Genomic DNA, 24,355 nt, shown 5'->3' on the forward strand with positions numbered 1-24,355 from the left:
ACGATGAAAGCAATTATTATCACGATCGGGGACGAGATTTTGTTAGGGCAAATTCTCGACACGAATTCTCAATATATTTCAAAGCAATTGACCCGTCTGGGGGCAGAAGTAGCCGATATCTTGTCTATTGCCGATCAACGGGAGGAGATTTGGCAGTGGGTGGATTACGGGATGAAGCAGGCAGACTTGGTTGTCGTGACTGGGGGACTGGGGCCCACGAAGGATGACGTGACGAAAAAAGTGCTGGCGGATTATTTCGATACCCGCTTGGTGATGAACGAGGAGGTGCTGAAGTGGATCGAGAAGTTACTGGAAAACGGGGGAATGCGGATGAACGAGGGGAATCGGAGCCAGGCGCTTTTACCCGAATCGGCCAAGGTGTTGTATAATCGCAAGGGGACTGCTTCCGGGATGTGGTTCGAACGGGATGGCAAGGTGCTGGTGTCTCTTCCGGGAGTGCCGTTTGAAATGGAGGATTTGATGATGCAATGTGTAATCCCGGAATTGCAACGTTTGTTCCCGCATCTGCATCTGGATTACCGGATGCTGAAAGTATATGACATCCCGGAATCGGAACTGGCGATTCTGTTGGAGAAATGGGAAGAACATCTGCCGGAAGGGTTCGGGTTGGCTTATCTGCCTTCGCCGGGATTCGTGAAGTTGCGGTTGATGGCAAAGGGGGATCAAGTGTATAACCTGGATGCCCGTTACGATAGTTTGAAAGAGGCGCTTGAAGGACAGCGTTACACGGAGGGCGAGAATGGGGGGACCGAACGGGAACTGGGCGAGTTGTTCCTGATGAGAGGGAAAACGATCGCCACGGCAGAGAGTTGTACCGGGGGAAATATCGCCGCACAACTCACGTCGATTGCCGGGGCTTCTGCTTATTTCAGGGGAAGCGTGGTGGCATACGCGAATGATGTGAAGGAGCGGGTGCTAGGAGTTCGTCGGGAGGATCTGGAGGAATTCGGGGCGGTCAGTGAGCCCGTGGTCCGGCAAATGGCGGAGGGGGTTCGCCGTCTGATAGGGACGGATTATGCCGTTTCCACTTCGGGAGTGGCAGGATCGACCGGGGGTACGCCAGAGAAGCCTGTGGGAACGGTGTGGATCGGGGTTGCCGGGCCGGAACGCACGATAGCCCAGAAGTTTGTCTTCTCTTTTACCCGTGAACGGAATATTGGTAAGGCAACGATGAAAGCGATCGAAATGGTGATCGAAGAAGTGCGCAACGGCTCGTTAAGCAAGTAGTTGACAGGTCTGTCGAAAAGCATCGAAAATAGACAAGGAATTATGATAAAAACCGATAGAAACGTGAAGATTCTGTCGGGTAAATTTTATTGAAAATTATAGTAAAAAGGCGGGTCTCGGTAAATTTTTTGAATTTCCTGTTTCTAATTCGAAAATATGAATTACATTTGCATATCTCACTCGGAAAATAATGCAACGTATAGCAACGCTGAAGGTATTATAAAGCCTCCGGTGCGTAGCTATACGCCGTGTTAAATTTTGGGTGAGATCTTAATTTAAAGTCCGGAGGCTTTTTATATTTTGTTGGTTAATGTGAATAACACATATAAATATTGTTATCGAATAACAATTGAGAATTCTAATTTTACCACAGAGTGGCGGGGCCGAGATGGTTACCCGCTTTTTTTGTGGATGCACGAATAATTTGATATATTGGGGAAGTAAATCATCTGTTATGAAAGTATTGAAACTCGTGTTGTTTTCCAACCTCTCTTGTTTTGCCGTCTTTGGTTATTGTGATATAGATTCAAAAAGGGAATAAAAAAAGTTTTGAAACTTTTGTTTTCAAAACTTTAATTTTGCGGTCTGGACGGGACTCGAACCCGCGACCCCATGCGTGACAGGCAGGTATTCTAACCAGCTGAACTACCAGACCAAAATGTTTTCAAAAATGGCGGTTCGGACGGGACTCGACCCCGCGACCCCATGCGTGACAGGCAGGTATTCTAACCAGCTGAACTACCAGACCAAAATGTTTTCAAAAATGGCGGTTCGGACGGGACTCGACCCCGCGACCCCATGCGTGACAGGCAGGTATTCTAACCAGCTGAACTACCAGACCAAAATGTTTTCAAAAATGGCGGTTCGGACGGGACTCGACCCCGCGACCCCATGCGTGACAGGCATGTATTCTAACCAGCTGAACTACCGAACCTTTTTTGCATCAAGTAACCACCGTTACTCTCAATTGCGGTGCAAAGATAGGTAGTTTTTCTTATTATGCAATATTTCGATATTGAAAAATAGAAAAAAATTACGTTTTTATTTATTGGGTAGATGATTCTTGAGTGCCCGCAAATAAAGGGATGAGTGGTATTATTGTTGAGAATGAAAGGGTTATTAATAAAAGTGATAAAGTGGTCTCTAAAATTTCGATTTCCGGTTTTGGAGTTTAATTTTTTCCTTATATTTGTGGCATATAATAATTGTCAAATTTAATTTAACTTATTAAGATAATGAACGTACCTGCAGAATTAAAGTACACTAAAGAACACGAATGGATTCGTGTTGAAGGTGAGGAAGCATATGTTGGAATTACTGACTATGCACAAAGTCAATTAGGTGACATCGTGTTTGTTGAGGTTGAAACAGAAGGCGACAACTTAGAGGCTGGAGATACTTTTGGTAGTATTGAAGCTGTAAAGACGGTTTCTGATTTGTACATGCCGGTCTCCGGAGAGGTATTGGAATTCAACTCGGAATTGGAAGATCAACCTGACTTGGTGAACAAAGATCCTTATGGAAAGGGTTGGATCATCAAGGTAAAAGTGGATGACGAGGCACAATTAGACGGTTTGTTAAGCGCTGACGCTTACAAGGCATCTATCTAATTTATTGATAATAATGGGACTGTGAGCGTTACTCTATCCGGGTAATGGATTCAGTCCCATTTGTTTTATAATATTGTATTTACTGGTTGAACGTTGAAGGAACGGTTGCTCTTTTTCAATTTTCAATTCTCAATTTTCAATTTCTATGACATTAATAAAATCAATATCCGGTATCCGTGGTACGGTTGGCGGACGTCCGGGTGATAATCTGACCCCGCTGGATATCGTGAAATTTGTTTCGGCTTATGCTACTTGGTTAAAAACGGGAGCCGGTAAGGAGAGAGCCAAGATCGTGTTGGGACGTGATGCCCGTATCTCCGGGGATATGTACGCGAAGTTAGTGGAAGCTACTTTATCGGGATTGGGGCATGACGTGGTGAACATCGGGTTGGCTACGACCCCGACGACTGAGATTGCCGTTACGGCAGAAAAAGCGGATGGGGGAATTATCCTGACGGCAAGTCATAACCCGAAACAATGGAATGCTTTGAAATTATTGAATAACCGGGGAGAATTCCTTTCCGCCGAAGATGGTGCACGGGTGCTTCAAATGGCAGAACAGGAATCATTCGAATATGCAGAGGTGGATGACTTGGGTACGATTACTCATAAAGATTACACGGATTACCATATCCAACACGTGTTGGACCTAAAACTGGTGAACCGGGAAGCGATAGCCAAGGCGAACTTGAAAGTGGTCGTGGATGCCGTGAATTCGGTAGGAGGAACGGTGATTCCCGCCTTGCTAAGAGCTTTGGGAGTGAAAGAGGTCGTTGAGTTGAATTGTGAACCCACGGGACGCTTTGCGCATAACCCGGAACCCATACCGGAGAACCTGACGCAAATCTCGGAGAAGATCAAGGCGTGTGGCGCTGATTTGGGTATTGTCGTGGACCCGGATGTTGATCGTCTGGCGTTAGTATGCGAGAACGGGGAGATGTTCGTGGAAGAGTACACGCTGGTGGCTGTTGCTGATTACGTGTTGAAGCATACGCCGGGAAATACGGTTTCTAATCTCTCGTCTTCACGGGCTTTGCGGGATGTTACCTTGGTTCATGGACAACAGTATAACGCTGCAGCTGTGGGAGAGGTGAACGTGGTGGCCAAGATGAAGGAAACGAATACTGTTATCGGGGGTGAAGGAAACGGGGGAGTAATTTACCCGGAAAGCCATTACGGACGGGATGCCTTGGTGGGTGTCGGTTTGTTCCTTTCTCATTTCGTGGCCGAAGGAAAGAGCATGACGGCCTTGAAAGCAACTTATCCGCAATATTTTATTTCCAAGAATAAATTGACTTTATCACCGGAGATGGACGTGGATAAAATCCTGGAAGGTTTGAAACAAAAATATGCATCGGAAGAGATTACCGATATCGACGGCGTGAAGATTGATTTCAAAGACGGGTGGGTCCACCTGCGGAAATCGAATACCGAACCGATCATCCGGATTTATTCCGAGTCAAAGGATGAGATGGCTGCCAATCGGTTGGCGGAAGACGTGATTAAAGTGGCAAAGAGTTTATATTGAAAAGAAGGGAGCCGATCGGCTCCCTTTTAGTTATTATTTTTCTCCAATGTAATGTAAATCAATACCATGTTGAGCGAATATTTTTATCAGATAATCGCATTTTTCTTTGATAAGCGGATATTTCGTGTATAGAGAATTCGTCTCTAATTCGCTTTTGCTTTGTGTGAAGATAAAGTTAATGTAACAGGTTAGGTCTTCATTTTCACTGAAGGGGGTATACTTTTTACTGAATGAATTATAGTTTCCTTCCAGAAATCCAAGTTTGTATGTGTCTTCCGGGTTTGTCCAAGAGTTTTCATAAGAGTATGGACTGGTGATGTCCGGATGTGATGAATGAACCAGAGAAAAGGAACAGAACGTGTTTATGATATCTGTACTTGGTAACTGAGCTATATTTTCATCCGTGGGGAAAAGTAAGAAATTAATAAATGTACGATTAATAGCTAATTTCATCCTTTTTCGGTACGTAGGAATTGAAATACGAGAAGCAAACTCTTTATCAACACGAGGAAGCGTGACATGATCCAAGCCTTGAATAATGATTCCTAATTTACAATTCTGAGAATATGCCATCGTGTCCAACAGAGGTTCATATTTGTCTTCCGGATATAACATTCCTGCTAAAAGAATTTTTGATGGGAGCAATGTTTTTTTGATAGAGTCCGGATATAAATCGATAAAATCTTCTTTTAAAAATCGGACGGCGGCACGGATTCCTTCTTCGTCAGCCCATTGCGTAATCTTGTAATTTAATTCTTTGCTTGCCGTGAAGTTGTAATTTAAATCGGGCAAGGTAAATTTGTACAGAACATTAATATCATAATCTTTGGACCAAGCTACGATTTGTTTATCAAAATCATGATTACCTTGTGGGATGTCGAAACGAGTTTCACTTTTTTCAGAGATACTAACATCGTCTTCATTATTGCATGAGTAGGCAAAGAATAGTAGGGTGAATCCAAAGCTTAGATTGATAATTGTTTTTATATTAATCTTTTTCATAATCTGTATTTTAGTTTAAACTAGGATTATTTTTCTTGTGTTCTTGCATAATTGGTAAAACCCATCTTGGAGATTCCGTTTCTAACTGAATCGTGTATTCGTCACCCGGAACGGTAGATTCATCAATATTGTGAGAGAAGCCTTTCATTCCGTAGCGACGTAAATCGAACCAACGCATACTTTCGATACAAAACTCACGTCGGCGTTCTTCCCGGCATTTCTCAAGAATGGTGTTTGCATCATTGTTGAACATACTTGTCGTCCAGCTTTGAGTAGCGTAATTACGGATACGTTTTTCCCGAATTTTATTTAGGTCATCTATGGCGTTAGTCAGATACTCGTTTTTTCCCGCTTTAGCTAGTTGGATGTAGGCTTCGGCACGGTTTAGGTATACTTCACTCAAGCGCAAGCAGGAACCAAACGGGAAAGGAGAGCCGATAAGGCCAACTTTTGAGCTTTTGCGTCTACCGTCTCTTGGACATAAATAACCGTTTAATCGCTGGTCATTGCTTTGGAAACATGAGATTAAGGCCGTTGAAGCTTGGAATGCTTCGGACATCCAAGAGGAATTCATTAAAGCATTTTCGTTTGATGTGGAGTAGAAGAATAAAATCTCAGAATTATCTACTTTAAAAAAGAACGGAAATGTATAAGAGTTCAAGAAATTCAATTGTGTCGGATAGTTTACTGTAGTCATATTGAAAATGGGGAGTTTTCCCCCATAAAAATCGATTAATGCAGAGGTATGTTCTTTTACTTTTTCCCAATTCTCCATGAACAGATAGTAACGGCTAGCAAGTAGATGTGCGGCATTGATTCCGATCCGGTATTTCGAACCTTTGGCCTCTATTTTTGTTAAGCAGGCGATGCCTTCTTCGATATCTTTGATGATTCTATCATAGACTACCGAAACATTGCTGCAGGGAACGTTGGTGGGTGCAATTTCGCTTGTTAGTTTTAGAGGGATTCCTTTGGAGTTTCCATGAGGGGCATTGGGTGCGTTATATGGGTAAGCATATAAATTTATTAAATTGAAATAGTAGAAGGAACGTAATACTAAAGCTTCTCCTCTTACCCGGGTTTTGATGTTTTCTTCTCCAGTAACTTCGTCAATTAAATCAAGTACAACGTTACATCCGGCGATGAGTTTGTAGAAAGCTTTATAGGAATCTAGTTCGATTTTTCTATTTGCTTTTGACATGATTTCTTTACAATCATCAAACATGGTTGTATTATCACTACTTCCTCGACCTCCCCATAGATAGATATAACTGAATACTTCGGTTTGGTTTTGTGTGTTTGTTGAAGTCGTCATATATTGTTCCACGTCATCGTCCAGTAGAAAAAGGTAGGGCATTAGGGATATTGCACTTCTAGGGTATCCTTCGTATGCGAGTAGTTGGTCCAAATCCTCGATGGAAGAAGGAATGACTTCGTCTTGTGAAGATTCCTCCAAAAAATCATTACATGAGGATAAACTGATCACGGTAACTAATAGTATGTATTGTATAATGTTTTTCATATCTGTTAATGTTTAAAAACCTAGACTGATGCTTAATGAAAATTTGCGTTGGCGATCGACAACTGGAATGATTTTGTTGGCATTTGAGCTTAGAGTTTCCGGGTCTTGTTTTCCTAATCCTTTACTTTTTATGATGAAAGGATCTGTGACCGTCAAACCGAATACCAAACTACTTAAACCTGTTTTTTCCAGTTGTTTTCTAGAGAATGCGTAGGCCACATTTATATTATTACAACGCAGATGATTGGCTTTGACAACCCGATAATCAGAAAGATTGTACATTGTATAACGATATGTTGCGTTATAATTGTCTATAGATAGGGAATTATCCGGTAGATAGTTTTTCAAATCTTCGTCTTTTGCTAATAAAGCTGGAATGTTCGTGTACTTTTCGTCTCCGGGATTGCGCCAACGTTTGGCTAATATGTTGCTGGCATTTTTTTCCGGATTCGGGATTGTAAGAGCTCCGGCTCCGTTGGATGAGGTGGAACTTCGCATGAATGGGTTTAAGCGTTTGTGATGACCGAGTTGGATGTTAAATGTTGCGCCCAGAGTAAATTGTTTGTACCTGAATGAAGTTGACAAACCTCCACTGAATATCGGATCTTTTACGCCGCTATATACCATGTATTCCAATAAAGAGCCGGATACGGGTGTTAGGGTTCCGGGAGTTTCGTCGATGATTGCGAATTTTGGACGTCCTTCATTAGATAGACCAATGTAAGGAAATGACCAGAAACTACCTAATGCGTAACCGTCGACAATTACACTTCCGTTCGTAATTTTTTCAAGGTTTGGAATATCCACATTATCTTTTATTTTATTTCGGTTGAAGCTGGTCGTGGCACTAATACTCCAACGTAAGTCTTTATGCTGTAACGGGACAACGGTTACGGCCAAATCGTACCCCTTGTTAATAACAGTTCCGTTATTGATGCTCATGCTTGTTGTTCCGTTTTCAGTTGGAATCGCTACGGGAGAGATGACATCGGTCGTTTTTTTGTAATAATATTCAACTGTTCCAAACAAACGATTGCCAAACAAAGAAATGTCAATTCCTAGGTTTAGGTTACCGGTTTTTTCCCATTTTAGGTCTTTGTTAGCGAATTGTTTGATCGCTAAGAATTGTTCTCCAGTTAGGACGTCCGGGGCAATGTTGAATTGAGCTATGATGTCGGGGCCCACGTTTGAAGCCGCTGTTCCTTGGTAACCGTACGATCCTCTGAATGTAAGTGCGTTTAGCCAACCAAATTGACGGAAGAAATTTTCCTGTCCAATTTCCCAGCGGATACCGGCTGACCAAGTGGGATTGAAACGATTATTCGTGTTTTCCCCAAATCGGTTGGATGCATCGTTACGTAGGTTGAACGAGAAACTGTATTTGGTACTGAACGTGTATCCTAGAATAGCATAAAAAGACATGTTATTTTCGACCCTGTCGATAATGGATGTCGAATGGCGTTCGGAAAAATCAGGCGTGGTCAAATCAATAATATTGGAATTCGGGTATATTTTTCTCACGTATTCGATAATACCTTGCGTTGAGTAGTTATAATCAATACTTTTTCCCCGATCGGGCATGTAACCGTATTCCAAGCCTTTTTGTCCGGTATACGTGTTACTTCTTATTTCGTTTCCGAGGACAATATTTATGGCATGTACCCCATCTTTACCAAACGTTTTACCGTAATTTAATTGATTTCGGAAGGTATAACTTTGTTGTTCTGTAAAATTATAATTTAGAATACCACCATAAGGTAGGGCAGAAGCTAGTGCCAACCAAGCATCTTTTTCACTGGTCACGAGTTCGCCATAATTAGCACCTCTGATTTTTGATACGGCATAAGAATGATCATCGGCCCATAAATTTGCCGTGGTTGTTGTTTTAGAGAAAGCTCCCGTCATTTCCCATTTTAGTTCTGGGAGAATGTTCCAAATAATGTTTCCTTGCACGTCGAAGTTTGTATTTTTATTCTCGTTGCCGGTATGTTTCAATTCATTGAGAAAATTGTAACGAATATCTCGTTTAATTATTTTCGTACTGTTGTTTTCTGTATATTTGAATTCCGGGGTTGTTTCATTTGTTAAGTACCATTCGTCAGAAGCTAATATACGGCTAGTACTGAGTGCGTAATCTTCGGGATTTACTCCTGTGTAATAAGCGTTCGTGATGGATTGATTTGCAGAGAATTTTAAGTATGTTCTTAGATTTTCCCGTAATTTGGTGTCCACGTTCAAAGTTACCGTTTTTCTTTTCTGGTCGTTTCCCTTGTAGCTGTTAAGAGAGTTATTATACCCAACAGAACCGTAAAAGTTTAATTTTTCGTTCCCTCCGCTTAAACTTAACGTGTAGTTTTGACTGATAGCGTTTCGGGCAAGAATATCGAACCAGTCCGTATTTCTTTTTTCCATACTGGTTACCTGATGGTTGAATTCCTCGTTGGAGATTTTTTTGGTGATTAATTGTTGGTAAAGACCTTCGTAACCGATATTTTCCGGGAACTGAGAAAAAGGAAGACCTGATTCGATAATTTCTTTGGATAATTCAATTCTTTCTGAAGAATTCATTCTATCAGTTTGGGCATAAGTACGTTTCGGGGTAATTGATATATCACTTCGGAAATTCACACTGATACGTCCTTGAGTGTTTGTCCCTCTTTTGGTAGTTATTACAATTACTCCGTTGGCTGCTCGTACTCCATAAATGGCAGCAGCAGAGGCATCTTTCAGAAAAGTAATGCTTTCAATGTCATCCGGGTTTACGCCAGATATGCTACTTCCTGATATACTAGTCATGGCACTGGACATATCACCTGAACTGAGAATGTCATTCAGTTGCTGTCCTTCGAAGGGAAGTGGTTCTTCGCGAATCATACCGTCAACGACCCATATCGGTGAAGCGTTTCCCACGATGGTTGAAGTCCCGCGAACTCTTACTTGAGCAGCGGTTCCGATCATCCCGGAAGGAATGGTGATGCTGACTCCGGGGATAAGTCCCTGTAAAGCCATGTCGAGGCGGTTTACCCCGGCAATTCGGATGTCATCGCCTTTCACTGTATAGGTAGAACCGACTACTTCGTGACGTTTAAGTCTTTGGTAACCGGTAACAACCACTTCTTCCAAATCCTGATTTTTTTCTTCAAGAACTATTTTGTAGAATATTTTTTTCTTCTCAATGGTAACTTCTTGGGTTTTCATCCCAACAAAAGAGAAAACAAGCGTGGAATTTTCGGGAATTGTTATTGTGAATTCTCCTTTTGCATTAGTAAGTACACCGATTTTATTGTCACTTTTTAATGTTACACTGGCTGAAGGTAATGTCATACCTGTAACATCGGTTACACAACCGGATACGGTAACTTGATTTTTTTGGGCAAGTAGGTTATCCGGGATTATAAATAATAATACGAGCAAAACTCCATTTATTATGGTGTGTTTTATATGTTGTATATTGTTTTTCATGTGGAATTTATATTAGTAGTTAAAATCGGTGGAAGCTTTGATGTCCAATGTGATAGACCCTTGAGGACCGGGAACAAGTGAATTTATCCGGATCACGTGTGGCCTTTTTTGTTGAGTAGATTGGTCTTCGGGCCAATTCGTGTATCGACATTCGATAAATATGTAAATTCCGTAAACGACCGGGGCTTCCGACGTAGTAGAAGAAGTTTGTGCGTATTTTAGTAAATCAGTAGTAAGGTTGTAATCTTCAAAAGGACTTCTTGAAATAGCTTTAAGAAGATAGGGAAATTGAATACTCATTTTAGAATTTTCTCCAACAGGGATTTGTTCTATAAGAGGGATTGAATAAGGCTTGAATATTTCAGCGTATTCTGCTTGCGAGAGGTAGGAATACCAGCTTGTTGTGTAATAATTGGAACCAACAAGGGGGATAAATCTTTGGTTTTGTTCGTAAGTAGGAACTACGCCTTCTTCTCCCCAGAAATAGCATAGACTGATTTCTAATAATTCGTCCATATTCATTTGGCGAACCTCTTTCAGGGTGTAACTTTTTCCGGTAGTGATATTTAAGAATCCTCCGTATTCTTTGTTATCTTGTGCACCTAAAGTAACCGTGTAACTCTTTAATTCTTCAGCTACAAGAATAGAGATCGTTTTACTTCTTAATTGTTTCGGGGTATTGTTATCTTGACAAATGACCTGAAAGTTGTACGTCTGGTAGGCTTGTCCCCCGTCGGCCATATAATCGTTTGCCTTGAAACGGTACGAATAGCTGGATTTATTTTGAAGTTGGGAGGAATCTTGTGTTAAGGGAAAACTGGGAAGATTCGTGCTAACTTTATCTTTAATGGTTACTTCCTGTAAAATACCTTTCTGGGCATTACATTCTACTTCAATATTGACTTCCTCTCCTGGTGCAATGATGATTGAATCGCGGACAACTCCGTTTAGTTTTACCGTGATCTCCGGGCGGGGCGGGAGGTCATGTAACTCCTTGATACAACTTTGACATATCGGGAGGAGTAAACAGATGATGAATAAATACGTGTTAGTTCTCATAAAATTGGTTTTAAGATTAAATTAATGGTTTGATAATTTCTGTTTTTTGTTTATAATTAAATTGTTAAAAGATTATTTCTATTCCCAATGAGTAGTTTTTAGGTCCGCTCATTGTCGGAGTGTAGTAGTCTGCATCGGATGTTGAGATTTCTGGGTCTTGTTGTTTTAATTTTCGATTCTTAATAATGAATGGATTCGTGATCGTGAAACTTAAATTTAAGTCAGCAATTCGTGCTAGTGTTGTATGGTAGCTTAACGATATCCGGTTACAACGGATATGACTGGCGGATACGACTCTAGCGTTGCTTCTGTTATATAGAGAGTAGCGGTATATATCGCCATAACTGTTTATTGATAGTGAATTATCGGGCAGATAACAAGAAACATCTTCATCCTTGTTTTGTAAAGAAGGGATGTTAGTTGCTTTTTCGTCTCCCGCTTGTTTCCAACGATATAGTAATTCTCGGGAGGCATTCATTTCCGGTCTGGGAATGGCCATCATTCCATCTCTTGAACTTGATATAAAAGGATTTAAACGCTTGTAATGCCCCGCTTGATAATTGAAAATAGCATTTAATGTGATTCGTTTGTAACGGATATTGGTTTGAATTCCTCCGAATAAACGAGGTTCACTGCATCCACTGTACATGAGATATTCCAGAAGAGAGTCAGGGACTTTTTGTGATACTCCATTGGGTTGATCCATCGTGGCGAATAGGGGACTTCCGTTTGTCGGGGATAATCCGATAAACGGGAATGACCAGAATGCGGATATGGGGAAACGATCGACAATTGCCGAACCATTCGTGAAATGTTCTAATGTTTGTTGATCAGCATCGCTTCGATCTAATATATCTTTGGTGTGTCCGGCTGTGAAACGGATTCTCCATTCCCAAAGATTTGTTTGTACGGGAATAGCTTCAATTTCTAATTCGTAACCTTGATTATCAAGAGTTCCGCTATTGATGAACATTTTTTGAAATCCATTTTCTATTGGAATTTCTTTTTCTACAACAATATCACTTATTTTTTTCTTGTAGAGATCAAAAGATATGTTCAGCCGGTTTTGGAATAAGGAAAAATCAGTTCCGATATTCAAAGAAGTTGTTTTTTCCCATTTTAAGTCTGGATTCGAAAGCTGGTCTAATTGTAGTTGTTCTTCATTCGTGATCAAATCTTTGGAAACATAGCTGACTAATGTATTCGGGGATATGTTGGAAACAACGTTACCTTGGTGACCATAAGAGGTGCGTAATGTAATTTCGTTAATCCATTTTTGACGGGGAAGCCATTTTTCTTGGTGCAAGTCCCATCTAAAACCTGTGGACCATACCGGATAAAATCGGTTATTTGTGTTTTTACCAAATCGGTTAGAAGCATCATTACGAATGTTAAGTGTAAATGTGTATAGAGAATTGAACGTGTATCCCAGTGTCCCGTAAAGTGAAAATACGTTTTCAACCCGATCGATTAGGTGCATTTCATGATCTTTCAAAGAATAATTTTGGGGTTCTCTAGGATAAATACCTGGGAAATTGTTTCGGATGTATTGGAATCGTTTTTCTTGTGATGAATAGTTGTATTCCGATATTTTATTGGGAGTGTATCCTAATTCGATACCAGTTTCGCCCGTGTATTTGTTTTGACGGATTTCAATGCCCAAAGTCATGCTGAAAGCATGAAGTTGTTTTTTACCGAATAGACAGCGATAATTGGCTTGACCTTTTAACGTGTAAGCTTCGTGTGTCATGTTCGAGTAATCTAAGAGACCGCCTTCTAAAAGTGGGGATAAATATTTTAGAAATGGAAATTCTTCAGAGGATTGTAGTACACCATAATCAGCTCCTCGTAATAAAGCAATATTCCAGGAATACTCATCGGCCCAAAGTTTACTCCGACTTCTTTCAGAGGACCATGCGGAAGTAAAATTGATACTTAAATTGGATAATATTTGCCATGTCAACTGGGCATTGAGGTGAATATTTGTGGCATGATTATTATTACCTGTGTGTTGTAACTCATGTAACAGGTTAAAATGAACCGGTTTTTGTACGATTTTGCTTGTGTTGTCCATAATGTAATTTAAAATCGAGCCTTTCCCTTTTTGATAAAATTGGGAAGGACCGATCGCTCTGCTCGTATTTAATGCATATTGTTCCGGGTTTATGCTCATGTAATAGCCATCGGTTTTTATGTCACTTCCTGAAAGGTACAAGGTTAATTTTATGTTGTTGGAGGGAATGATATTGAAATTTAACATCCCGGTGAATGTTTGTCTATCATTCCCTTTAAAGGCATTACGTTCATCTCGATACCCCAAAGAGGCGTAGTAAGATATATTTTTTTTTCCGGAGGTAATATTTAAATGATAATTTTGGCTGATAGCAGTTCTTCCTAGAATTTTGAACCAGTTGGTGTTTTGTTTTTCTAGCTGGGAGACTTGTTTATTGAATTCCGGATAACTGATTTTTTTTGAGATCATATCCCGGTATATAGCTTCATAACCGATGTCCTGCGGCATATCGGGTAAGGCTATCCCGGCTTCTATTATTTCTTTAGACAGGTTGACTCGTTCGGTTGAATTCATCACATTTGTATTCCTGTAGCTTGGAACGGGTGAAAAAGTAATATCACTTCGAAACGTTATTTTTTGATTGTTGATGTTCCCTTGTTTGGTTGTAATCACAATAACTCCGTTAGTAGCTCTGATACCATAGATTGCCGTTGCTGAAACATCTTTTAACAAGGTGATACTTGCGATGTCATCCACGTTAATACCAGAGAGATTGTTTCCCATAATGCTGGCTCGGGTGGCGTTAGCTAGATTCCCGTTATTTAGAAGATCGTATAACGTGTTCTGATCAAATGCCCATGCGTTTTCCCGGATGATACCGTCTACTACTACGAGAGGTTCCGGGTTGCCGACCACTGTGGAGGCTCCCCGTATTTTCATATGTCCTGTTGAACCGATGTTTCCAGAGGGGATAATTACTTCCAGCCCGTTGAGCATCCCTTGAAAGGCAGCTTCCAAGGAATTGCTCCCGGATGTTCGTATATCTTTCCCTTTTATGGTAGAAACGGCCCCGGTCATTTCGTTTTTTGCTATGGTTTGATATCCATTTACTATGACATTCTCGACTTGAGAAACGGCAGTTTCCAGCATAATGAGGTAAAGAGAGTCGTGGGAGAGGGGAATATATGCTGTTTTTTTCCCGATGTAGCTAACGACTAGACGGGATTTATTTCGAGCCGGAATCCGGAATATAAATTCCCCATTTTTGTTAGATATCGTTCCGAGTTGACTACCTTCCAATCTGATACTAGCTTCTGCTAGGGGTTGGTGTGAATCATCATGGATGTATCCTTTGATCGTTCGCATTTCTGGAGTTTGTATTGGTTTGCGGGATATGATAATGGTTTTATTATAGATGTTAAAGATAAGACCGTGTTCTTGTAAACACGATTGCAGAACGTCACGAATATCTTTATCCTCGACCTGAAGGCTGATGCGTTCTTTAATATCTTTTATGTCTTTCATTTTAAAAACCATGTCGAATCCACTCACTTGTTTGATTTTTTTTAATGTTTCTTCTAGTGTTACATTTTTAATATTTATGCTGATTGTTTGGGCAAATAAAGATCTTGAAGTCCCTAAAAAGACCACGAAAAATATCCACGAAATGACCATTTTGGTTCTCATTGCCATTTATTGTTAGGAATACATCGATTTATTTCATAACTTTGTAATGGTTTTAAGGTTAATTTATTGGATAATAATTTAATCTGTTATATCGGGAGATGCTGAACTCATCTCTCGATTTTTTATTTATATATATGTATTACATCGTTTTCAGTTCTGAACTGTACTCCGGTTGCCATATTGATAATCTTTAAAATCTCTTCAAATCCTTTTTCTTTTTTGATAGAAATAAAACATTTGATGTCTTTTAATTCCTCGGAATCAAAAACTATTTTGAGGTTATAATTCCGTGCAATGATACGCATGATTTCTTCCATACTTGCGTTTTCAAACGATAGATCTCCTTTTATCCAAGCTGTATAATATTCACAATCAACAGGATTAATCTCTAATCTCTGAACCTCTTTTTGGTAATTTGCCTGCATGCCGGGATTTAGAACGGCTGTTTGGGTGATACTATCTTTATCACTATGACAAGTAACCATGACCTTCCCGGATATAAGTGTCGTGTTAATAACTGGTTCCTCCGGGTAAACCATCATGTTGAAAGTTGTTCCAAGTACTTTTACATCCATATTTTTACTACGAACAATAAAAGGGGTCGTTGAATGGGTTACGTCAAAATACGCTTCCCCTGATAGTTCGACGATACGATTATCTCCTGTAAATACGGATGGAAATGTTAATTCACTACCGACATTTATTTTAACAATTGTTCCGTCACTAAGTTGCAGGATATATTTTTCTGCTCCTAGTGGGACGATGAGTTTATTTTGGGTCGTTGTTTCCACGTTTTGATTAGCGGTATAGATGACCTTCGACGCCCCTGGATTTGTTATTGTTACACCATCCTTGTCAAGATTTACTTTTTGGTTCAGGTTAACATGTTGCCCGTTATCGAGAATTAAATAGGCATGTTGTAAGGAATATGGCGTTAATTCAGCTTTTTCTTTCCCCCAATAATGGAATGTCAGATAAGTCATGCTAGCAAGAAGTACACAGGCAGCTGCTATATATTTGTATATTGTTTTTATCTTGCGGGGAGATTGTGTCTTTTGAGTGAATTTCCCTAAAGCATTTTCAATATTGAAACTCTCGTGAAGTTTTATATTACTATATAGTTGTCGGGGAGTACCGATTTCCTTTTTTAAGTAATTATCGTGGGTGGCCACGTGTTCCCAATCCTCGGTATTCAAGGCTTCCTCAATCTCTTTGAGAATTTTGTTCGCTTCTTCGATTTCTTTTTTGATCTGCATCATTAGAAATATTTTATTATTAAAACAATTGACGAAGTCTATGTGTCTAAATAAATATATATTTTTTTTGAAAAAAATGCAGATAATGTTTTAGGTTATTCTGAAGAGCGGAAAAATGCGATAAATAACGTGAAAAGTTCCGGGGACATCATCTTTCTTAACAAGGATATTCCACGTTGTTTCTGTGTTCTGACAGTACTGGCTGTAGCTCCGGTTTGAGAGGCTATTTCACTGCTATTGTATCCCTGCAAAACGAATTCCATGATTTTTTTGCATTCGGGAGGAAGTTGATTGATATATTCCGAGAGAATACTGATAATCTCCGATTCTACAATCGTGTTCCAAGTTGATTCGTCAGAGGTTTCTTCTGGCAATTTATTTTCAAATTCGGAGACGATCTGGTGGTGACGAAGGTAATTTAAACAATTATTCCGGGCAGAAAGATATAAATAGGATTTAAGGGCTAAGTGATTTTCGAAGTGATTTTCTTTTTCCCATAATCGGATGAATACATCCTGTGCGATATCTTCCGCCGCAATGGGGTCTTTTAATATTTTGCACGAGTAATAGGCAAGGTCTTGATAATAGTCCTTGAATAGTACTTTAAATGCTTCGTGTTGACGGGCATTTAATTGTTTCAAAAAAGAAATATCTGTTTCCACATGCTTCATACCAGGACAAACTTATAGTTTTTTTTTCGAATAAGATAAGGTTGGTAAATAAATTTTAGACACATTCTTGTTCTGAATTGTTTTTATAGAGATTGAATTCAATAAATCAACTTTAAAACCAAATTTATTATTTATGAAGAATGTATTTTTTTGCTTGTACTTTTTATGTTCGGTTTTTACTGGATGTAGCCAAGAAGCCCGAATCGAGTTTTTACCTGAAGGAGATCACCGAATTGTTTATCAGCGACAGGGTGTTCAATTAAAAGATGGAGAACCGTATGTGATGACATTTAAAGGGGCTAAAATGTTTGGAGAATCTTTTTATTTTGCTTTTAAACCTTATGATTTCTTTTTAGAGAAAGGCGAAAAACTGAAAGTAAAATTGAAAGATCAGATTCTAGAGGTTGTTAATGATGGAAGTTTATGCGCCCGGCAGAACAATTTTTTATGTGAGCTGAACGCATTGAAAATAGATTATTTTATTGACCGAAATGTTTGCTCGAAACCTGGGCGTAAACCCCAATGGAACGTGAATAATATTGGCGATACGTTGAATGTGCGGTTCGAGCGGTTTAAAAAACAAAATCCTGATTATTCAAAGAATTTCGGGAAAGTTGTGGAGTTAGAACTTAAGTATTTTCCCATGCTAATAAAATATTGTACCGAGCAAGGAGGGGTAATGTTTGGGAATGTTCCGGCAAAGGCGTTAAAATGTATTTCAGAAGTAATCGGGGATTCCGAGGATGAACGGAGTGTGTGTTCCGTGAGTTACTGGAATATAGCTCACCTTTATGCGGATTATTTACGTTTATTTGATCCTGTAAAACGATTGGGAGATCCTTTCCGTTATTATGAAAATGAATTAAAACTGGTTGATTATTTTAAATCAAAACGAGTTCGGGAACGGATGCTTTTCGAAAATTTAGAGGGATTGATGTTCTGGGCGACTCCCGATGATAGAGAACAAATTGATAAATGTCTTACTGAATTAAACCCGGAACACGTGGAAAAAATTCTCGCCTTGTGGGCAGATTTGGAAGAACAATTCAAAGAAAGGAAAACAGATGTATTAAATACTTATCCGAAATTATCCGGTGAGAACGTGAAAGGTGAAATCATAAATCTGGATCAATACAAAGGTTCATGGATTCTTTTGGATGTTTGGGCAACTTGGTGTGTCCCTTGTTGCGGGGAAATTCCTTATATTTCTGCCATGGAAGAAAAATTTGAAGGAAAGAATGTTGTTTTTCTTTCTATGTCTGTAAATAAAGAGCAGGAAAGAGAAACTTGGATAGAGAAAATTGAAGAATCCGACATGAAGGGACTTCAACTGCGGTGGCAACAAGACCGAAAGGAATTATATGAATTGTTTGGAATAACTGGTGTACCACATTTTGCTATTATTGACCCGGAAGGGAAATTAATATTAAATCGGTTACCGTATGTCTCAAAAGGTGTGATTTACAAAATATTAAATAATTTATTGGAACGTAGATAAAGGTATTTATCTATATAAAGATACATGTATGAAAAAAGTAGTATTGTTTGTACTGTCACTGGTTATTACAGTAATGGTGTTTGCCCAAAAACCTTATCGCCTGACGATTTCGATTTATGGGAGTAAGCCAGGAGATGTGATTTATCTTTACAAATTGGATCAAAAGACACTTCAGGGAGTGCTTGCCGATTCTATGGTTATGGGAGAAGGAAATCAAGTTTGTTTTACCGGAATCAATAAACACCCTGAGGTTGTTGGTTTTAGCGTGAAGAACAAGGCTGCGGCCAATAGTTTTGTGATTGATGCCCCGGACGTGAATGTATACAGCGTTTTATTGCAAGAGGAAAAAACTATTTTAAATCCTACTGGCTATAAATTTAAAGATGTAAATTTGATTGTAGAGGGGGGGGAAGAAAATGAAGCTTTGAGCTATTATAAAGCTTTGTACAAAGGGCATGTAACCCGTAGTAGAAAGTTCGGATTGGAAGATTCCACGAAGTATGCGATTTTTTTTAAATCATTGCAGGAAAATCCGAATTCTTGGGGATTGTTATATCTTTTGAATCTAGGGAAAAGAGATTTTTCACTGGAACAACTTAATGACATGTTAGATTTGTATACAGATTCTGCGGTGTGTAATAGTCAATTATATAAGAATTTAATTGAATTTAGAGATAAGGAAATGAAGTTGAAATTGGGAGAACCTATTCCTGATTTTGAACTACCTTCCATAACAGGTGAAAATATCAAAATTTCAAATTTTCGGGGTAGTTACGTGTTGATTGATTTTTGGGCTTCTTGGTGTGGACCTTGTAGTGCTGAATTGGTAAATATTCGTAAAGCCTATGATCTATTAAAAGATAAAGGATTACAAGTTGTTGCGATCTCTACAGATAAAAAAGAGAAGAATTGGCTGCAAGCCGTGGAAAGCAAAAAGATGAATGATTTTGTGAATTTACGTGATACGAAGCAGGTATTGTGGAATTTATTTAATAGGAATTCAATACCCTTCATATTATTGATAGACCCGGAGGGACGAATCGTGGCAAAAGAATTGCGCCGGGAAGATATTTATAAGATTCCGGGTAAATTGATAAAATAATAAATAGTGAATAGACATGATGAATAAATTGAAGTATATAATCATATCCTGTATGTTGTTTATTTCGACATTCGTGTACGGGCAACAAATTAGAATAGAGTATACCGGAACAGATTCTCTATGGATATCGGAATTGTGGGCTTTTGCGTGGAATAAACAGGTTCCGTTAAATTTTGAGAATGATATAGCTGTATATCAAGTGAATAAAACTCCTAAAGTATTGCGTTTAGTTTCAAAATACGGATTCTCGTCTTTATTTATGGTGGGAGATGATGAAACGGTAGAAGTGAAAGTCGTTGAGAGTCGTCCATTGAAAATAGAGGTTAAGGGAGATAAATCAAGTGTTTTTTATCATCTTTTCGAGAAAGTTAACCGGCAATATATTGTTGGGAAGAAGGATTTGATAGAGGACTACATGAAAGCCTATTTGAATAATGATACCATGTTAGCGGGGCGGGTCGAGAAGCAGTTGAATAAATTGCGAAATAAAAGGGAGAAGGCCTATTGGAAAGTATTCCGTCAGGCCGTGAACGCTGGGAAAATAAATGACGTACTGGTTATTGCGAATATCCCGCTTGAATTAAAATATCAAATGTTTGATCAATTGGAACAAAGAGAGATTGCTGGTGTGGATCAGGTAAAGAAGATGTTAGATTTGTATGCAAAGATTTTTACTCCTGCATATGTGTATAATATGTTCTTTTACCCGTGTATGTGGGGTGATTTGCTCAATATGCAGGGAATGAATAAGACGGAAAGAAATGAATTTATATCTGTTACGAAAAAGGATATGGAATATGCCTATTACCTTGCCGCTTGTAATCGGGCTTGTTCTCGGGAGGTGTTGGAAGATTTGTCTTCCGTGATCCAATTGAGAAGTTTTGATCGTCTCGTGGGGTATCACATGGAATTAGACGAACAGGCAAAGAGAGATACTCTGTTAAGGAGTTTAACGGAAGAAATGGAAAAAACTTATTTAACAAGAAGCGGGATTCCGTTTAAGAATTTTACAGCGGAGACTTCTCGGGGAGAAAAAATTAGCCTGTCAGATTATCGAGGGAAGTACGTGTTGTTGGATTTCTGGGCTTCTTGGTGCGGGCCATGTCGGAATATTCTTCCTGAAATAAAGGTATTGTATGATAAATATTATCCTTCTGGTAAATTTGATGTACTTGGCATTTCGAAAGACAAGGATCGGCAGAAGTGGTTGGAAGGGATAAAAGAAGAAGCCTTACCGTGGAAAAACATATTATTTTCAGAGGTGAAATTGTCCGATAAACAACAATTCAATTCTGTAACCTCTCTTCCCCAGTTAATCTTGATTGGGCCGGATGGGAAAGTTCTTTTGAATGTTTGTGGGGCGGATAAAATCGTTCCGATGAGAGACATGATAAATAACTTATTTGAGAAATAAAAAAAAGTGCCAATCGGCACTTTTTTATTCTACATACAACACCAACCCTTTCAGGTATTCCCCTTCCGGGTGGTAAATGCTGATCGGGTGATCGGCGGGTTGGGTTAACTGGTGTAATATTTTTACCTTTCTTCCCGTGTTGGCTGCGGCCGTGAAGACCGTTTGACGGAACAGGTCTTTCGTCATTACCTGCGAGCAGGAGAATGTGAAAACCAGTCCCCCGGGTTTCACGACTTCGATCCCTTTGCGATTCAGTTTCTTGTACCCTTGAATGGCGTTATCCAGCACGTTTTGGTGCTTGGCGAAGGCGGGAGGATCAAGAATGATCAGGTCGTATTTGTTGTGTGATTTTTCGAGGAACTTGAAGGCATCTTCCACGAAAGCCTCGTGGCGGGAATCCCCGGGGAAATTGAGTTCCACGTTTTGGTTAGTCAATTCGATGGCTCTGGCCGATGCGTCTACCGAATGCACAAGTTTTGCCCCGCCTCGCATGGCGTAGAACGAGAAGCCTCCCGTGTAACAGAACATGTTGAGCACGTTTTTGTCTCGTGCATATTGTTCTAGGAGACGTCGGTTTTCACGTTGGTCCACGAAGAAGCCTGTCTTTTGTCCTTCCAACCAATCTACGTTGAATTTTAGCCCGTTCTCGATAGCCACGAAGTTATCGGCATGACCGTACAGGTAGCCGTTTTTAGGATTCAACCCGGCCTTGTAGGGGAGGGTTCCCTCGGATTTGTCGTATATGGCCGTGATTTTATCCCCCATGACTTCCAGAAGGGCTTTCGTGATTTCCTTTCTTGCCTTGTACATGCCCACGGAGTGGAATTGCACGACAGCTACTCCCGCATAATAGTCGATGATAAGACCCGAAAGGTCGTCTCCCTCGCCGTGAATCAGGCGGTAGACGTTGTTGTCCGGGTTCGTGACCAAACCGATGGCAACCCGTGTCTGGTAAGCCTGGCGGATACGTTCCACCCAAAAAGGATAATCAATTTCTTCTTCCTTGAAACTGAGCACGCGCATGGCAATACTGCCGATCTGGTAATGCCCGACAGCCAGGTATTCGTTGTCGTGATTATATACTTTCACGACATCACCTTCCTGAATGTCGTTATCTTTTTTCGCGATGGCTCCCGAGAATACCCACGGGTGGAGTCTGTACAAAGATCTTTCTTTACCGGCTTTTAGAACTATTTTGCTCATATTCTTTTTGTGTCGCGGGGCGACGTTACAAGTTACAAGTTATCAGGTTGCAAGTTGGATGCCCTGAATTCCCGTGCAAAAATAGGTAAAAAAAGCGGTAAAAAAATACCGGGAATGCTATTTAGCGATTTCCCGGTACTAAAATCTTTTTGCTACACGTTCAAAAGTTCTCTTGCCTTGTCCAGAATGACCGTGTCATCCAGAACGACAAGTCCCCCGTCCGGGCCTTGTTCAACATGTATGCCTGCGCTTGATCCCCCGTTGTCATAATTATCGGCTCCGAAGTAGTTACGTACGGTGTCTGTACTGATACCCAAGTCTTCTGCAATTCTCTGCATGCTTCCGTGAGGTAGCATGTCTTTGATTTTTCTCAGCTCGTTAAAAGTAATAGTATAAGTCATAACGTAGTAATTTTAGAGGTTTTATCTGCAATAAATTTAGAACATTATTTTGATAAAAGCAAATAAAAAATAAGCCTGGTGTGTGTTTGTTACGTGTGTGTGTTATCGTATTATGTTGAATGCTAGTAAATTATTTCTAGTATTTAGATGCAATTTATTTTATGAATAAATTTATTTCACTCGATGCGCTACTTTTTGTACCTTTGTAACCGCATAGTTCTTAAAACATAACACGTATGGGATTTCAGGATTTAAATGTAAGCAAACAAATATTGATGGCGTTGGAAGAGGCCGGTTTCGAGACCCCGACCCCTATCCAGCAAGAAGTGTTTTCCGTTAGCCGTTCCGGGAAGGATTTGATTGGTATAGCACAGACGGGTACGGGAAAAACCTTGGCTTACCTGATCCCGATGTTGATGAAATTGCACTATGCGCAAGGGGGCGTTCCCCGCGCATTGGTGGTGGTTCCCACGCGGGAACTGGTCGTACAGGTGTGCGAGAGTGTCGAGTTATTGACCGAGTTCATGGATATCCGTTGTGTCGGGGTGTACGGGGGAACGAATATCCGTACCCAGCAGGATCGGGTGTTTGAGGGGGTTGATTTGCTCGTCGCCACGCCCGGGCGTTTCATGGATATATACTACAATGGTATCATTCGTACCAAGATGATAAAAACCGTCGTGGTGGACGAGGCCGATCGTTTGATGGATTTGGGATTCCTGCCGCAGTTGAAGGGGATTTTCGAGGTACTGCCCGAAAAACACCAGACCATGTTATTCTCTGCGACATTCTCGGAGGCCGTGGAGGCCCTGTCCCGCGATTTCCTGAACGATCCGGTTCGCGTTGAAGTGGCCCGCCAGGCTACTCCCGTGGAACACGTGAAGCAGTATCGTTATGACGTGCCAAATATATCGACCAAGATCAATTTGTTGAAGGTATTACTTGCCGAAAAGGAAAGGTTTAATAAGGTGATGATCTTTACCGAGACGAAGAAGAATGCCGACCGTATCGTGGAGCGGCTGGCCGATTACTGGAAAGGAGAATTAAGCGTTATTCACTCGAACAAGGCCCAGAATACCCGTTTGAAAGCTCTTCGGTCCTTCAAGGCGGGGGAGACCCGTATCATGGTGGCTTCCGACGTGGCGGCCCGCGGTATCGACGTGCAGGACGTGAGCCACGTGATCAATTTTGATATTCCTTCCCTGGCCGAGGAGTACGTGCATCGTATCGGGCGTACCGCCCGTGCCGGGAAAGAGGGTGAGGCGATCAGTTTCGTGTCGGAGATCGAGGAAGATCGTTTCATGGATATCGAACGTTTGATCAACCAGGAGATCGAGATTCTGGATTTACCCGATAAACTGGAGATATCCCAGCTGTTGTTGGAAGAGGAACAAGTCCAGACGAATAATATCGTTTACCAGCGGGGGAAACCGCAAGGGGGAGGGGCCTTCCATGCCAAGAAAGCGAAGAATAGTTACACGGCTGAGGACAACCGGAGGAACGTGATGAAGAAACGAATGGCGAAGAAAAAGAAGAAATAGTGAAAAAAAAGATCAAGAAATCCTTGGTCTTTTTTTTTATTTTTCTCAAATTTGCTTCGATGAAAGATAAAAGTGTCATATTAGTGAGTAAACTTTTCTTAAATATCAAGAAACGCGATACCTTTGTAGACTAAAGGT

At 40.4% G+C, this 24,355-nt stretch carries 16 protein-coding genes and 4 tRNA genes; 7 read left to right on the plus strand and 13 right to left on the minus strand.

From position 1 onward, the window contains the following. Nucleotides 1-3: 3 nt before the first annotated feature. Nucleotides 4-1,248 (plus strand): competence/damage-inducible protein A, encoded by a 1,245-nt coding sequence (locus DWW52_RS01955; RefSeq protein WP_118713783.1) that lies wholly within the window; start codon nucleotides 4-6, stop codon nucleotides 1,246-1,248. Nucleotides 1,249-1,829: 581 nt separating this feature from the next. Here the strand turns inward: DWW52_RS01955 and DWW52_RS01960 are convergent. From DWW52_RS01960 to DWW52_RS01975, 4 genes are all read right to left on the minus strand, one after another. Beyond that, nucleotides 1,830-1,903, minus strand: a tRNA-Asp gene (locus DWW52_RS01960). Nucleotides 1,904-1,919: 16 nt separating this feature from the next. Next, a tRNA-Asp gene (locus DWW52_RS01965) sits at nucleotides 1,920-1,990 on the minus strand. A gap of 22 nt (nucleotides 1,991-2,012) precedes the next feature. Beyond that, nucleotides 2,013-2,083: transfer RNA gene (locus tag DWW52_RS01970), tRNA-Asp, on the minus strand. A gap of 22 nt (nucleotides 2,084-2,105) precedes the next feature. Further along, a tRNA-Asp gene (locus DWW52_RS01975) sits at nucleotides 2,106-2,182 on the minus strand. 301 nt (nucleotides 2,183-2,483) lie between these two features. On the opposite strand from DWW52_RS01975, the gene gcvH reads away from it, so the two are divergent. Both gcvH and glmM read left to right on the plus strand, forming a co-directional pair. Next, nucleotides 2,484-2,858, plus strand: coding sequence for a glycine cleavage system protein GcvH (gene gcvH, locus DWW52_RS01980; RefSeq protein ID WP_118713784.1), 375 nt, complete (start codon nucleotides 2,484-2,486; stop codon nucleotides 2,856-2,858). A 145-nt stretch (nucleotides 2,859-3,003) separates the two neighbouring features. Next, nucleotides 3,004-4,386 carry a phosphoglucosamine mutase gene (glmM, locus tag DWW52_RS01985; protein ID WP_118713785.1) on the plus strand — a complete coding sequence of 461 codons (1,383 nt, stop codon included), beginning with the start codon at nucleotides 3,004-3,006 and terminating at the stop codon, nucleotides 4,384-4,386. A 33-nt stretch (nucleotides 4,387-4,419) separates the two neighbouring features. Here the strand turns inward: glmM and DWW52_RS01990 are convergent, their stop codons facing one another. From DWW52_RS01990 to DWW52_RS02020, 7 genes are all read right to left on the minus strand, one after another. After that, nucleotides 4,420-5,388, minus strand: coding sequence for a hypothetical protein (locus DWW52_RS01990; protein WP_118713786.1), 969 nt, complete (start codon nucleotides 5,386-5,388; stop codon nucleotides 4,420-4,422). Nucleotides 5,389-5,398: 10 nt separating this feature from the next. After that, on the minus strand, nucleotides 5,399-6,910 hold the full coding sequence (locus DWW52_RS01995; RefSeq protein ID WP_118713787.1) for a RagB/SusD family nutrient uptake outer membrane protein: 1,512 nt from the start codon (nucleotides 6,908-6,910) through the stop codon (nucleotides 5,399-5,401). 12 nt (nucleotides 6,911-6,922) lie between these two features. Then, nucleotides 6,923-10,372, minus strand: coding sequence for a SusC/RagA family TonB-linked outer membrane protein (locus DWW52_RS02000; RefSeq protein WP_118713788.1), 3,450 nt, complete (start codon nucleotides 10,370-10,372; stop codon nucleotides 6,923-6,925). A gap of 12 nt (nucleotides 10,373-10,384) precedes the next feature. Further along, on the minus strand, nucleotides 10,385-11,431 hold the full coding sequence (locus DWW52_RS02005; RefSeq protein ID WP_118713789.1) for a hypothetical protein: 1,047 nt from the start codon (nucleotides 11,429-11,431) through the stop codon (nucleotides 10,385-10,387). 64 nt (nucleotides 11,432-11,495) lie between these two features. After that, complete coding sequence (locus DWW52_RS02010; RefSeq protein WP_158582454.1) at nucleotides 11,496-15,095, minus strand: SusC/RagA family TonB-linked outer membrane protein; 3,600 nt, start codon at nucleotides 15,093-15,095, stop codon at nucleotides 11,496-11,498. A 158-nt stretch (nucleotides 15,096-15,253) separates the two neighbouring features. Then, nucleotides 15,254-16,390 (minus strand): FecR family protein, encoded by a 1,137-nt coding sequence (locus tag DWW52_RS02015; RefSeq protein WP_118713791.1) that lies wholly within the window; start codon nucleotides 16,388-16,390, stop codon nucleotides 15,254-15,256. Between the two features lie 92 nt (nucleotides 16,391-16,482). Then, nucleotides 16,483-17,058 (minus strand): RNA polymerase sigma-70 factor, encoded by a 576-nt coding sequence (locus tag DWW52_RS02020; RefSeq protein WP_118713792.1) that lies wholly within the window; start codon nucleotides 17,056-17,058, stop codon nucleotides 16,483-16,485. 133 nt (nucleotides 17,059-17,191) lie between these two features. Here DWW52_RS02020 and DWW52_RS02025 point away from each other — a divergent pair, with 133 nt between their 5' ends. The 3 genes from DWW52_RS02025 to DWW52_RS02035 are packed head-to-tail and all read left to right on the plus strand — an operon-like array spanning nucleotide 17,192 to nucleotide 21,072. Then, on the plus strand, nucleotides 17,192-18,556 hold the full coding sequence (locus tag DWW52_RS02025) for a TlpA disulfide reductase family protein (RefSeq protein ID WP_118713793.1): 1,365 nt from the start codon (nucleotides 17,192-17,194) through the stop codon (nucleotides 18,554-18,556). 28 nt (nucleotides 18,557-18,584) lie between these two features. Further along, nucleotides 18,585-19,658 carry a peroxiredoxin gene (locus DWW52_RS02030; protein WP_118713794.1) on the plus strand — a complete coding sequence of 358 codons (1,074 nt, stop codon included), beginning with the start codon at nucleotides 18,585-18,587 and terminating at the stop codon, nucleotides 19,656-19,658. Nucleotides 19,659-19,674: 16 nt separating this feature from the next. Then, nucleotides 19,675-21,072 (plus strand): TlpA disulfide reductase family protein, encoded by a 1,398-nt coding sequence (locus DWW52_RS02035; protein WP_118713795.1) that lies wholly within the window; start codon nucleotides 19,675-19,677, stop codon nucleotides 21,070-21,072. Nucleotides 21,073-21,096: 24 nt separating this feature from the next. On the opposite strand, the gene DWW52_RS02040 is transcribed toward DWW52_RS02035, so the two are convergent. Next, the gene (locus DWW52_RS02040) at nucleotides 21,097-22,275 is read right to left on the minus strand and encodes a class I SAM-dependent rRNA methyltransferase (RefSeq protein ID WP_118713796.1); all 1,179 of its coding nucleotides are present in this window, start codon (nucleotides 22,273-22,275) and stop codon (nucleotides 21,097-21,099) included. 152 nt (nucleotides 22,276-22,427) lie between these two features. Further along, nucleotides 22,428-22,676 carry a DNA-binding protein gene (locus tag DWW52_RS02045; RefSeq protein WP_118713797.1) on the minus strand — a complete coding sequence of 83 codons (249 nt, stop codon included), beginning with the start codon at nucleotides 22,674-22,676 and terminating at the stop codon, nucleotides 22,428-22,430. A 236-nt stretch (nucleotides 22,677-22,912) separates the two neighbouring features. Between DWW52_RS02045 and DWW52_RS02050 the strand changes: the two genes are divergently transcribed. Further along, nucleotides 22,913-24,217 carry a DEAD/DEAH box helicase gene (locus DWW52_RS02050; RefSeq protein WP_118713798.1) on the plus strand — a complete coding sequence of 435 codons (1,305 nt, stop codon included), beginning with the start codon at nucleotides 22,913-22,915 and terminating at the stop codon, nucleotides 24,215-24,217. The last annotated feature ends 138 nt before the right edge of the window (nucleotides 24,218-24,355 follow it).

The organism is Odoribacter sp. AF15-53, from assembly GCF_003479425.1.
GTDB lineage: Bacteria > Bacteroidota > Bacteroidia > Bacteroidales > Marinifilaceae > Butyricimonas.